Source organism: Leptolyngbya sp. PL-A3, assembly GCF_039962325.1.
Classification (GTDB): Bacteria; Cyanobacteriota; Cyanobacteriia; order Elainellales; family Elainellaceae; genus Vacuolonema.
Genome location: NZ_JAMPLB010000068.1, coordinates 20,564 through 32,236, shown reverse-complemented (window position 1 = coordinate 32,236; position 11,673 = coordinate 20,564). Strand labels below are relative to the sequence as shown.

The following is an 11,673-nucleotide window of genomic DNA, read 5'->3' as shown; positions in this document are numbered from 1 at the left end:
TCGAGTAGTGCTTTCGGCAAAGACAGATTTTCAGGATAGCTCGTCGCTATGTTCAAACTTGTCCCTTCCCGCTCAGTCCGTGGAGCTTCACTCCCGGTTGCTGAAGGGAAGGCCGTAGAACGGATTTTCTGACCATCGTCTGACATAAGACTCACTCCTTAGTCGTCTGTGTCCATTGTTCAAGCCTTCCTCACTCATTAAAGTGAGTACTATGCTCTCTGCTGACTTCTGCTCAATCACCCAGAGCATTTCGGCTCTGGGCGCTGCCTGCGTGTCCGTAGGGTTCTGTGGATTGTCGGCTCGTTTCCAAACCGCCCTCAGTCAGACTCCTATAGACCAACAGACTGCCCTTAAGCAGACCTCCCAGGGTAAGATCAACCACCTTCTCCACACGACCGCTGGATTTACATGACTGCCTCTTGATGGATATGGACTTTGTGGTCTCCAGCCCACTCGTCCAGACAGCCCTGCCTGATATCCAGTTTCTGTTCGTCGGCCCGTGGATTTGCTAGATGCTTCCTTCAGACAACACCTCACGATGTTGCCCTTGCATTTCGCTAACCCTTCACCTCCATCAGGTTGGGTAGAGGACTTTCACCTCCAAGTGATTGGCCATGCCTGGCGCACAGGAATTTGTCCACCAAGCTGGTGGACAAATTCCTCTTCTGGATAAGCTTCTGCAAAAGCTCTCATATAAAGGAGATTTGTGCGAGAGAATCCAGTGACATCTGGAAATTCCAAACGCAAATCACGAGCAAGCCGCTCAATGACTTTTGTTCCCCATCCTTCCTCCTGTTGGCGCTGGAGAATTTCCTTTCCAATGTGCCAGTAGAGAAGAACTAATTCTTTATTGACAGCTAGGGCAGCCTTTACTTGCGTCGAGAGAATTCGTGCTTTTAGCCCTTTAAAGAAGTCGTCGTAGGACTCAGGGAAAAGAGACGTTTGTTTGGGCATAGTGTGGAATAGCGGTAGAAATGTGGTGAGCCGCTTATGAGCCTTTAGTAAGGTTTTCCAGTTCATCCAGTAGCTTGGTGATGCGGTCGTGCTTTTTACGATCGCTCCATACCCTGTTCTTTTTCAAATACTTCGTAATTTCAGCCATCCGGTTGACCAAGATCTGTTCGGGATTACTGTCAGAACGTGGGTCAGGTTTAAGTGCCTTAGCTCTCTCTTTAATCTCATTTAGAGAAAGACTGTTGGCGATTGCCTCTCCTAGCAATTCATCCCGCTGTTGCTCATCCTTGATACGGGCGATCGCTCGGGCTTTTGTATATTCCAGCTTTCCTTCACGTAAAGCATCGAGAATGTTGGGTGGTAGGTTCAGCAGTGGTAACCGACTGCTACGTAGAGATTCCAAATTGAAACGTCCTAACTGAGCTAGGCAATTCTCGATTGCTTCTAGTTGAAGGAGAACGTTTCCCTTCAGTTCTTGCCCTCGATTTTTAGCATTTGCTGCTAGATAGATGAGAGACTTTACCTCTTCCGCACTAATGTCGAGGGTAATAGCCAGGATTTCCAGGATTGCTTCTGTTTCTTCAATCGGGTTGAGGTCGTCGCGTTGGAGATTTTCCATTAGAGAAACTTGCATGGCTTCTCGATCTGAAAAGTCGCGGGAAATTATAGGAATTTGCTCCAATCCAACTTCTTGAGCCGCTCGAAATCGCCGCTCTCCAGCGATTAGCTCGTAGTTGCCGTTTTGTAAGGGGCGAACCAGAACTGGCTCGAGGATACCGTGCTCCTTGACGGATTTCACAAGCTGTACCATTTTTTCAGGATCAAAATAGCGACGAGGTTGGCCTTTCGTCGGTAGCTTGATGAGTCTTATGGAGACAGCATTGGGAGATTGCTCGGGCTGGATACTGTTGGGGGCCGTCATGAAGCGCTGCATGACTGCATCACTGAGAGTTTTACGCTCTTTAGGCATCAATAACCTCCATAGCCTGCTTGAACAGGCTATCGAACTCCCGGCGAGCAATCCCTGCTGGCGTTCCAGTCATATCGAAGACAGTAGCTCCTTGACCAAAGGAATCAGTGATGGCTTGGCGCTGATGGATGATGGTGTTCAGTAGCTTAACGCCCTGCACCTGTTGTAAAACGGCAAATGCTTCGTCCTTGAGTTTTGTCCCTTTGATAGCCTTGTTTAGGAACAACACAGCGTTGGGTAAGTTACCCCGAATAGCTTGGGCTTGCCGGATAAGGCGGACAGTATCAGATGCGCTCGCTAAATCAACACCAGCAGGCTGGCACGGCACAATCGCTAGATCTGCCCATAGAAGAAGCGCCCTAGTTGTTTCGCTAAGAGTAGCTGGACCATCAATGATGAGCCAGTCTTGTTGATCGGCTAGTTTAGGTAATTGGTCGAGTAGTTCATCAGGATCTTGAAGAACTTGGAAAGGAATTTCATAATTCAAGGACTCTAGCCAAATTGAGGAGGTGCGCTGCCCATCTGCGTCGACCACCAGAACTTGCTTCTTTTGCTTGTGGAGCCAGCGAGCTAAGTGAACAGCAATTGTAGACTTTCCCGCGCCCCCCTTCTGATTGACGACGGCGATCGTAGTCATGAATTAATAGAGAACAACAAAACAAGTGTATTCCAAATGGACTGAAGGGAAACGTTTCTCTTCACAGAAAAAGGGAAACGTTTCCCTTCAAAAAGGGTTAAGGGAAGTATTTCCCTCAGGGGGTATTAAGCAGCTGCGGAGGTGAGGATGTTCTCTAGCATCAGAAAGATGTTGTCGATTTGAATCGTTGTCTCTATCTGACAGTTCTCAGACGGACAACGCAATTCGATGAGCCTCACGAACTAGAAATGGGTATCTTGTTAGTGGCAACGCTTGCCCGCCTCCTGCGTGGCAATGGTGAAACGACCAACGACAATGGTGGCAGATGAAGAAACCTGGAAGATGTTGGGAATTGCCTGCTCAGAAAATATGTCCAATGATGCCTTGGCCATAGCAGCACGATGTAGAAAGGCGTGAGTCAGCGAGACAGGAGTCACATCGGAAAACCAGCCTTTTTGAAGGTGAGCAGAATGCAGGACGAAAACTGTTACGGGACTGAGCATCAGTTGACTGTTAAGGACGACAAGGGATGCCAAACTTACCCCCTGACGCATCCTACTTATGAAATTGGCAGGTTTGCTAAGTTAGACATTCGCCTGTGCACCCGCTCCCACCAGGTTGCCCGTCATCACGCCACGCTTGTGCGATTCGGACAGCCACCTTTTGACTATGGGCTCATCGCCGCGTTCTCACCGGATGACTCCGGCGCACACCAACTCCTGGTCAATGGCAACCCCATTCAAACTCATGTGCTATGCAGTGGAGATATCATCGAATTTGGAGCAGGTGTTTCAGCGATATACGACCGGGCTTGGCCAGTTGCCTCTGACTTCAACTCTTTTCCTGGTTGTATCCTACAGATTTTCCCCATTGAATCGTGAGCACAATGGATGACCTCGTTGAAAGTATGGCGGAACGCTGAGGTGCTTGTGTAATCAATCGGAGATGACCATGTGGAACTGGCTGAGATTTTGGCAAAGCGCGATTAGCAGACTCAAACCTGCGATCGAACAACCAGTCATCAAAGAGCAAGCACTGCCACCGACAACCTTGCTCGCCCCTGCTCCCAGAGCAGCGGTTGCTAAAGCATTACCGCATCAGCTAGCAGTTGATCTGCAAGAAGCCCGCTTGTTTTATCGTTCACTCGAAGGCAAACTCGTCAGTCGTGCGATCGCGTCTGGTACCGTTGAGTGGGAATCACAGGAATTGGGTTACCCCTTACGCGTCACTGATCAGATCCTTTGGGCAGTACAAGGTGATTCAGTCGCAGCCTATTCGACCGCAGAGGGGCAACTCCTGATGCGTTCGAATGGGCTGGAGCTACCGGGTGACATCAGGCATACCCTATGTGACCTGTCTGAGCAAACCTTGCGAATTTATTCAGAGTCTTCGGCCCCCCCCTCACCCAATTTAGGAATACCGGTCTATCTTCCCCCGCCCCTTCGCCATCAAGCAGCCTATGAGATCAGTCTGATGACTGGAGAAGTAACAACCCTCTATCAGGTGACTTTACATCCTCAATCCATGCTTCGGGAGCCGGACGACATGACTGGACCTGGGTATGACATCGTTCCTAGAATTCCTAAGACTTTGTTGAAGTCTCTGAAAAGTCAGTCTATTACTGAGCAACACCAATGCTTTGAGCAGTATCGTAGCGAGTACCGAAAGGCTTATCATTGGCCGGACTGGCAAGAACTTGAGAAGCAAGCTTATAGGAGGAAAACCTCTGGAACAATCGAGTTACAGACGGCTTCTATCGTCATTCATGAGTACAGTACTAATCACTACTTGTACACGACTGCATTGAGTGTCTTCAGCGACCAACCTCCCTCTACGATAGAGTGGCAAGTCACTCTAGAAGAATGTCTTAGGGGACCACCGCATTGCTAACGCTCATCATGCGCTCTACTCCATGATGAGCTCCTACTTTATAGGATCTGTACAGGGATGTTATCTCTATCTGAAATTTGTGAAACTTGGGAGCGATTACCCCCGCCCCGACTTCTCTGTAGCCTCGTTCGGCTCAGGACATATTGTTGGACTGCTTTACGATAGTCTTGCTGCGTATGGTTTCACAAATTCTTTCCCTGTAATCTCACAAGCAATATGATTAATGAACTGTGCCGGAGCAACCTGAAGAAACTCTGTAAGAATCCAGTTGTGCTGGGTGTCGAGGTGACGAGCTAGCGTTATTGGATCATATCGAGATAACTCACTGAGCTTATGCATCGCGACAAAAAGCAAAGGCAGTTGTGATTTCTCTATAGGCTGAACTGTCTTAAGACTTTTTTTGAGATACCAGCTATTAACAGGAGCAAAAATAGGGATCACGTTTTGCCTAACTTGCTTGTGGTAATTGATCAGGCTCTGTAAATTACTAGATTGCTGATTCCCTCTGGTTTTCCAGCTGAATCGCTTTTTGCGCCTAATCAAACAACGATCCTTTATCCCTGCATCTACTTCATAACCTGACGGCAATATATTTTGTAACTGGCTGGATACATACCTGTCATCTAGCTCTGCAACAAACCAAGCATCAGAAGAAGAGTCTTTGCGAACAAACATAGGTTTCTTTACTGGAAGAAATAGTTCAGTTGTGGATTTGTAAGTCAATGTGAATGCTCGGTGCATAAATGGAAGATGGTGAAAGATTTCTTTTAGAGAATATTCTTCCTGAGGTTGAACATTTTCACCTAAGAAGCCACATAAAGAATGCAACACACCACTGCCTTTCAGTTGTACTATTTCATTGGTCAAACTCTTCCTGCCAGGTTTGGTATAGCCAGTGACACCATGTTTATCGGAGAAAGAAAACCTTTTTTGTGTAAGCAATGCCTTAGTAGCATTTAAGAAGCAGTAATACGATGTAAGTGGTGATGAAACCGAAGATAACTCAACAGATGCTTTATAGAATTCACGAGATTGATCCCAGTAGAAGCCTGCCTCATTATTCTTTGCCCGACGCAGCCATAAAGCTACATAGTCCCAAGGATCGTCAGATAGAACCGTATCTCCTCCAAAGTCAGGTTGTGAAACAGCCGAGTGGATATAGACCGTTTTCCCATTAGTCACAATTGGTGCGAATCCCATATCCCTCTCAACACATCACTCAGAAACTTGTGGTCGAGATAATGATATGGCAATTTGGCAAGTCTCGCGGCTTTGGAGTTCAATGGTGAAGTTGTGCGGCGGCAGTTAACCTAGAACTCCCATCGACAATCTCTGTTCCGTCCACACTAACGCAGTGTTAGCCCTCGCAAAATTCAAGGGTCTTAAAAAGACGACTTTAAAAGCTAACTCCAAGTAAGTTTCCCCCCTCATCATCGGTTAACCTCAACCTTACAAAAGATTTGAAGTTAAATCCAGGCGAAAAATCTGTTGAAGGAACCATATCTGAATTGAGAGCGCAAATATATTGAAACCCAAGGCGTTCCGACTCTCTAGCAGCCAATTCAAGAGCTAAAGCTACTTGGCGTTCATCCACTCCGTCAAAGAGCGTACTATCATGAATAAGGATATTTGGTGATAACTCACGCTGCGACCATAGTTGTGCAAGCATTAGGTCATAGCAAAAGATCTTCATCTTTCCAATACCTTCACTACGATCTCGTTCAATTTCCACATTGAACTGAAACCCTGCTGAACCCACATTGATTGCAAGCGTGCCCGGAGCATCATAAAGAGCTTGCGAATTAGAATTAAATAGTGCAATTGCTCTTTCAGCCTGTGCATGGCGTTCTTCGTAGTCTCGGCGTGTTCTCTGTTTCAATAGCTCCTTCTCTATTCGTAGAGAACTTTTTCCCTCTTCTACCTTTCTCAATTCATCAATCCGTTGGTTGATATCATTAAGATTTGATCGAGTCTCTAAATATAGTTCTTGCAGCCTTGTGTGTTCCTCTAAAGCACCATGAGTTTGCAAAACTTCAAGTCTAGCGGCACGTTGGTTAGTTTTTTCTCTTATAATTTTGTCCAGTTCAGCAATGGTACGTCTGAGACGCTTAACTTCAGTTGAAAGAAATTCACGTCGGTTTTCGATAATTTGACGGTGGAAAACTTCTACCTCTTCAAGGCGACGACTTACCAAACCAGGAAGTTCAACACCAGCACTTTCATATAGTCGAGTCACATCATTTTGAGATGGCTCATTTTCTTGTTCAAGGCTTGATTGATAAAAGGTTAGTAATTGACGGTTGAACAAATTTTCGTTGGTAATATCATGAATCTCAGTTGTAAGAAGATTTGCTTCCTGCTGCAATTCATGGTACTGAGGGTGTACTCGAAAGTTGTTTAGTTCTTCTCCTCTCCTCTGGAGCTGTTGCTCAATTCTAACCCTAGCAGCTTCTAGTTCACCGAGAGATCCAAGAATTCTTGTTGCAACTCCAGCTTGGTTAGTTTTCTTCAACTTCTTGAGGCTGTCAAGAAGTTTCTCTTGTTCTTTGAGTCCTTGCCAATCACTTGCGTCTTCCCAGGCAAGACCCAACAAGAATGTATTAAAAACTTGCTTTTCCCATTCTGGCTGTTTTCTAAAATATTCAAAAGGAGTAGAAAAAGCATCTTTTCCTGGTCGAATAAAATAAGAAATTAAACTACGAAAGGTAGGTATAAACTGTCTCTCTTCATTGGTAGACAAACCAAACACCAAAGCACCAAGAATTTTCTTCCAATCCTCTACCCTAAAGAAGAATTCACCCTCTTCTACTCGCGGCTGAATAGCCCAACCACTAGTATCTCCTTGAATAGTTACTCTCGAAGGCTCATCAACACTGCGAGTAACAACCATCTCACGACCTGCTAAAGTGAGCCTTAATGAAAAAGCCCATCCTCTTAAAGCTGATACTGTCAAGCCTGTACCTTTCCGGGTACGTGAACCTAAACAAAAATGAATAATTTCAATTAACGTAGATTTACCAAGACCATTACGTGATTCTCTAGCACTAGAGGTTTCTGCACGATCGGCAAGAATTACATTAAAGCCAGGTAAAAACTCAACCGCTTTGAATGAGTTTCTGTTGGCAAAAACAGCATTAATCATGAATGACGCTTATATAGCAAACCTTCTTCTAACTCGATCGCTCCAATCATATATAGAAGATCAAGGACTAAAACAAACCGTTCAAAAGTAGCAACCTCTGGCAACTTAGATAAATCACTCCAAAGAGAAGTCACAGTGCGAGGATAGTTCAGGTGTCCTATAATTATAGCGCCAACGCCTAGTAATGAATTTCGGGTCGAGATATGCTTAGTAGGTAAAATCATGGTTCAAACACATCACAAGTTTCAAAAAAATAGCATAAGATGGCTAAACCCGCCGTTTGCCATCTAATATCTGAGTTCTGACAACTTGAGAATTCATGCAAGCGCATGAATAAGTCATCACCTCGAATTCCTTCTTCCATAAGTTTAAGATATTCGGCGTTAAGAGTTGCTTTTAATCTCTCTGGCACATCAGGAAAGTTGATTTTTGCATTATTCTCAATTAGATGGCGTACTTCATTTGCTTTTGCTAGTCCCGTATCCAATAACCATCTAACATTGTGAGTTAGACCATTCTTTGACATCTTTCTTTCTGGATCAGTAGTACGAAAATTATCTTGACTATCAATAGTCACTATTCGCTGTCTTAGAAGAGCCGCAATCACAAAGTTCATGTCTTCAAAAGTAATATTAGCCATCGTTAGAGCAAGGCTTCTTTGTACTCCTTGTCCTTGATCAAGCGATACTAAATCACTTTGACATTCATCTTTTTGTTTCTTAAGATTAGCAATTTGGTTATTTAATTTCCCAATAGTTTGTGGGTCTTCTTCGTAAGTTAGTTTTTGTTCACACTCACCAAGCAATGTGATAATGCTAAGCATTCGATGTTCAAGATCATGCTTACGTTGCTGCCTCCAATCCACAGAATAACCTACCTGTTTTTCATAAACTTTGTTTTCCAATGTTGCCACGCTTCTTTAAGATTAATACCAGTTCCTAATCCTAATTCTCCTTCATAAGCGAGAATAAAAGGAATGATTGGAATCGATACCTTTAGTGCATGTTTTGCATCGATTGTGGGAGAATTAATTATCTCAGAAACAGCTTCTTTGCCTGCTGGTAAGGCAAAATTTTGTTCTTGTAATTTCTCTAATAATGACCGGGTTTCAGTCAACATTAGCTGAACGTCTTCTTCAGAAGCTTGATCAGTTTCTACTGCTTCTAAAAAAGCTTGAATATTTATCAACTCAGGCTCATCTAACTTCTGTGTAAAAGGAATCAGCAATTCTTGCTCTTTAGGACTAAAGTGCAACATCAATATTTGGCGAAGCGAAACCTGTCCATCTAGAAGTAGCTCGATCTTATTGTTGATTTCCTGTAGTTGACTAGAAATAGTTTCTGTTTGAAGCGGATATTTATTTGCTAGTTGAACTTGTAAGTCTGTGAACTCCTCTTCATAGCCAGCTTTCTGTTGCTTTAGGCTTTCAACACGACGACGATATTTACTTTTTCTGCCAGGATCATCCTCATCAAGCAACTCTGCCTCATACTCATTCAGTAGTTGCAAAACCCGACTAATATTTTCTTCTAACTGCTGTAATCTCAAGTTCAAGCCAGAAGGAATCATATTTTTCTGCAAATAAAGTAACGAATATCCTATAGTCACAAATTACTGGATCGGTTATAGCACATTAACTAAGGAATGCCCCCGTATCAGGAATTGACTGTAGAGCTATAGAAAAAACGATCGATATTCCGTCTGTGTCCCCACAGGTAACTCAGAGAGCTAACGCCCAAGTTCAGCTGCAAAGGGGACTACACGGAGCCAAGCTGCCGCAACAATCTCGGGGCCGCTTTGTCAGCTGCAACGCATCATTAGATAACTCGTGAATGACGCACGACGAGGTTATAGAACTGCTGAAATGTTGGGTGCGCCGAGCTCAGTTCCAAGAGGTCAACGCCCATCTGCACCTGCAAGATCGCTTCCCAGTGTCGTGATCTCCACTTCCTTCGATCCCCAAAACAGAGTGTGGGATCACCTACGAAAGGCGTGAACCACGCTTCGAGCCCTGGATTGACCACAACAATTTCCGCTGAATCCTCCAGCTGCTCTGCAATGAGCTGCCTAGTGTGCTCAGGATCTTCGTCTCCGTCCGCTACTGCGACAAAACCAGCTGTATCCGGTAGAGATCGACGGATTGCATTGAGAACTCGGGGGATGTTGTGCTTACCCATCGCGACGACGAGGCGTACGTCCCCCGCGCGCTTCTCTCGCTCAAGAATGCGCTGCGTCAGTATCGTGAGTGCCACTTCATCGCGCGGGCCCTCACAGACAATCACCAGCGATGTCGGCCGAGCATCATTGGTTGCTGCGACTTCGACCGTAGCCTGCGTGGCATCGTGACCGGCTACCCCTCCCACCGTCAGTTGAGTCGCGCTTACCCGATAGTAGACAGTTCCCTGCTCTGCAGCAGCTCGAAGCTTTGTCCTCAGTACACCCCTGATCCCAGACTTGTTGGCGAGAGCTGTCAAGACGTCGTCCCGGTCGGCGAGGATTACATTAAGTGTTTTCCCGAGCGTTAGTGCCTCTATAGCATCCTCACTGTAACCTGACATCGAAACGAATACACCAAGTGTCCCTGTCAACTTGCCGTCCACCTTTCCCTTGAAGGCGTAAATCGCAGACGCTGGCAGCGGATCGCGATGCCACTTTGCTTCGAGAAGATACACGCGTCCCGACAGCTCGAAAGAGCCATCGATCTCCTCGCCCTCAGGGCGGTAGCGTGTTCGAGGATCCAGGTCGCTTGCGGCAAGGAGGTTATGGAGGAATACCTCAAACTCCTGTCCACGTCTGCGCTTCGCAGCAGCCGGCGCGTCCGCTGGGAGCGAATCCAGTGTACAGAACTGGGTCATAAGCGTATCGGAGTCAAGGCTCATATATGTTTGGTTGCTATCTAACGCTGTCCATCACCCGCGACCATAGTCTTTGCATCACGCGTGATCAACTCTCGGCAGTGGGCATGCAGGGTGCTGTGGGTGCTGGAGGGGAAAACCCCCTGGCGACCCGATTATGTGTCTTCACGCATGTCATATATTAGGAGTGCATTAATATCCGGTAGTTGACTATTAAACTCACTTTCAATCCAAGCCGGTGTTCCATCGCGATGTTCAAGTAATGCATTTGCGTAGGCTGGAAGTTCGCTATGAAAGCCGGGACTGCGGTCACTATTTGATTCAGAAAGCGCGGTGACTTCCGATAGAAAATACGTTTTAATGAAATTGTCCATTCGGTCTGCCCGTGTCATATAGGGGCAGCACGCAAAGCACTGCATCGGGATCGAATGTGACAACAACTGTGATTCGTCGATCGTCGTTTTACCCGACGCGATAAATTGCGTATACGCTTCCTGCGCGCCAAGGCTAAACGCTCCAGTTGCGTTGACCCTGCCACCACATTTCGACGATGAAGGATTTTTAGTCGCTGAGAAGACGACGTATGCGGGTATCGCGTTTGCTGTTTTTGCGTCGCTAATCAGTTTGTCAATCTGGAGACCGTACTGATTTGTGTATGCAATTCCCGGATAGTTATCGCCTGCTGGCTTGGCTTTTTTGGCTTGAATTCGATATCGATATGAGCCATTTCGGAAGACAAACCACCATTCCCAGTCGGCACCAGTCTTTCTAGCTTCAACATGTCGCGAAAATGCAAGGTAGTGGACGTTCGGAAGCTTTGACGATATTTCAAACAGCAGCCAGTCCGTTAGAGATTCCTCCTTGACGGCTGGTTGTAGAGTAAGCCAGCGACCAACATAAGAAGCGGCATCGGAAAAGACCTGACAATCTAGATTCATTGTTTTCCGCATTTACACATACCGTTGCCCATCACCCGCAACCAATAGCTTTTGCATCATAACTGAGCAACTTTCGGCGGTCGGTGTGCATGGGCATAGTTAGACTGCGGTTTGTACTCATGGTGGTTTAGCTGAACCGCAACGTCCCTTTAATAAAGTGCTATATAGCTATCAAGTGACGTTGTTGGTTCCAGCGATTCTATAGCTGCCCAGTAGAGTTCCCAAACACTAACAATTATTAACAAGCATAGAAACAATACGAGTGCCCACCAGAGCAGTTTTTTCAT

Annotated in this window: 13 protein-coding genes and 1 pseudogene; 3 read left to right on the top strand and 11 right to left on the bottom strand. The window is 45.9% G+C overall.

What is annotated here, in order from left to right; all coding sequences use genetic code 11:
- Positions 1-211 precede the first annotated feature (211 nt).
- Positions 212-412 (top strand): hypothetical protein, encoded by a 201-nt coding sequence (locus NDI52_RS28975; RefSeq protein ID WP_348256761.1) that lies wholly within the window; start codon positions 212-214, stop codon positions 410-412.
- A gap of 215 nt (positions 413-627) precedes the next feature.
- Here the strand turns inward: NDI52_RS28975 and NDI52_RS28970 are convergent.
- The 4 genes and pseudogenes from NDI52_RS28970 to NDI52_RS28955 all read right to left on the bottom strand — a co-directional run.
- Positions 628-954, bottom strand: a pseudogene (locus tag NDI52_RS28970) (DUF1016 N-terminal domain-containing protein); the annotation flags it as partial.
- A 34-nt stretch (positions 955-988) separates the two neighbouring features.
- A complete protein-coding gene (locus tag NDI52_RS28965; RefSeq protein ID WP_348256759.1) occupies positions 989-1,924 on the bottom strand; it encodes a ParB/RepB/Spo0J family partition protein in 936 nt (311 codons plus the stop codon).
- Positions 1,917-2,561: an AAA family ATPase gene (locus NDI52_RS28960; protein WP_348256757.1), complete on the bottom strand. Its 645-nt coding sequence runs from the start codon at positions 2,559-2,561 to the stop codon at positions 1,917-1,919. The genes NDI52_RS28965 and NDI52_RS28960 overlap by 8 nt, the downstream gene beginning before the upstream one ends.
- Before the next feature lie 260 nt (positions 2,562-2,821).
- Positions 2,822-2,953, bottom strand: a complete 132-nt coding sequence (locus NDI52_RS28955; protein ID WP_348256755.1) for a hypothetical protein — start codon at positions 2,951-2,953, stop codon at positions 2,822-2,824.
- A 78-nt stretch (positions 2,954-3,031) separates the two neighbouring features.
- Between NDI52_RS28955 and NDI52_RS28950 the strand changes: the two genes are divergently transcribed.
- Complete coding sequence (locus NDI52_RS28950; protein WP_348256753.1) at positions 3,032-3,442, top strand: FHA domain-containing protein; 411 nt, start codon at positions 3,032-3,034, stop codon at positions 3,440-3,442.
- 70 nt (positions 3,443-3,512) lie between these two features.
- Positions 3,513-4,451 carry a hypothetical protein gene (locus tag NDI52_RS28945; RefSeq protein ID WP_348256751.1) on the top strand — a complete coding sequence of 313 codons (939 nt, stop codon included), beginning with the start codon at positions 3,513-3,515 and terminating at the stop codon, positions 4,449-4,451.
- Positions 4,452-4,607: 156 nt separating this feature from the next.
- On the opposite strand, the gene NDI52_RS28940 is transcribed toward NDI52_RS28945, so the two are convergent.
- From NDI52_RS28940 to NDI52_RS28910, 7 genes are all read right to left on the bottom strand, one after another.
- Positions 4,608-5,651 carry a YaaC family protein gene (locus NDI52_RS28940; protein WP_348256749.1) on the bottom strand — a complete coding sequence of 348 codons (1,044 nt, stop codon included), beginning with the start codon at positions 5,649-5,651 and terminating at the stop codon, positions 4,608-4,610.
- A gap of 196 nt (positions 5,652-5,847) precedes the next feature.
- On the bottom strand, positions 5,848-7,593 hold the full coding sequence (locus NDI52_RS28935; protein ID WP_348256747.1) for an ABC-three component system protein: 1,746 nt from the start codon (positions 7,591-7,593) through the stop codon (positions 5,848-5,850).
- Positions 7,590-7,817, bottom strand: a complete 228-nt coding sequence (locus NDI52_RS28930; RefSeq protein ID WP_348256745.1) for an ABC-three component system middle component 6 — start codon at positions 7,815-7,817, stop codon at positions 7,590-7,592. Before NDI52_RS28930 ends, NDI52_RS28935 begins: the two co-directional genes overlap by 4 nt.
- Entirely contained in the window at positions 7,814-8,506 is a 693-nt protein-coding gene (locus NDI52_RS28925; protein ID WP_348256743.1) for an ABC-three component system protein, read from the bottom strand. Before NDI52_RS28925 ends, NDI52_RS28930 begins: the two co-directional genes overlap by 4 nt.
- Positions 8,467-9,162: a hypothetical protein gene (locus tag NDI52_RS28920; RefSeq protein WP_348256741.1), complete on the bottom strand. Its 696-nt coding sequence runs from the start codon at positions 9,160-9,162 to the stop codon at positions 8,467-8,469. Before NDI52_RS28920 ends, NDI52_RS28925 begins: the two co-directional genes overlap by 40 nt.
- A 248-nt stretch (positions 9,163-9,410) precedes the next feature.
- Positions 9,411-10,472 carry a restriction endonuclease gene (locus tag NDI52_RS28915; protein ID WP_348256739.1) on the bottom strand — a complete coding sequence of 354 codons (1,062 nt, stop codon included), beginning with the start codon at positions 10,470-10,472 and terminating at the stop codon, positions 9,411-9,413.
- 131 nt (positions 10,473-10,603) lie between these two features.
- On the bottom strand, positions 10,604-11,386 hold the full coding sequence (locus NDI52_RS28910; RefSeq protein WP_348256737.1) for a DUF6615 family protein: 783 nt from the start codon (positions 11,384-11,386) through the stop codon (positions 10,604-10,606).
- Between the last annotated feature and the right edge of the window lie 287 nt (positions 11,387-11,673).

Bases quoted from the DNA above. Each gene is read 5' to 3' on its own strand.
- NDI52_RS28975 (WP_348256761.1), top strand. From the start codon at position 212: ATGCTCTCTGCTGACTTCTGCTCAATCACCCAGAGCATTTCGGCTCTG.
- NDI52_RS28965 (WP_348256759.1), bottom strand. From the start codon at position 1,924: ATGCCTAAAGAGCGTAAAACTCTCAGTGATGCAGTCATGCAGCGCTTC.
- NDI52_RS28960 (WP_348256757.1), bottom strand. From the start codon at position 2,561: ATGACTACGATCGCCGTCGTCAATCAGAAGGGGGGCGCGGGAAAGTCT.
- NDI52_RS28955 (WP_348256755.1), bottom strand. From the start codon at position 2,953: ATGGCCAAGGCATCATTGGACATATTTTCTGAGCAGGCAATTCCCAAC.
- NDI52_RS28950 (WP_348256753.1), top strand. From the start codon at position 3,032: ATGCAGGACGAAAACTGTTACGGGACTGAGCATCAGTTGACTGTTAAG.
- NDI52_RS28945 (WP_348256751.1), top strand. From the start codon at position 3,513: ATGTGGAACTGGCTGAGATTTTGGCAAAGCGCGATTAGCAGACTCAAA.
- NDI52_RS28940 (WP_348256749.1), bottom strand. From the start codon at position 5,651: ATGGGATTCGCACCAATTGTGACTAATGGGAAAACGGTCTATATCCAC.
- NDI52_RS28935 (WP_348256747.1), bottom strand. From the start codon at position 7,593: ATGATTAATGCTGTTTTTGCCAACAGAAACTCATTCAAAGCGGTTGAG.
- NDI52_RS28930 (WP_348256745.1), bottom strand. From the start codon at position 7,817: ATGATTTTACCTACTAAGCATATCTCGACCCGAAATTCATTACTAGGC.
- NDI52_RS28920 (WP_348256741.1), bottom strand. From the start codon at position 9,162: ATGATTCCTTCTGGCTTGAACTTGAGATTACAGCAGTTAGAAGAAAAT.
- NDI52_RS28915 (WP_348256739.1), bottom strand. From the start codon at position 10,472: ATGAGCCTTGACTCCGATACGCTTATGACCCAGTTCTGTACACTGGAT.
- NDI52_RS28910 (WP_348256737.1), bottom strand. From the start codon at position 11,386: ATGAATCTAGATTGTCAGGTCTTTTCCGATGCCGCTTCTTATGTTGGT.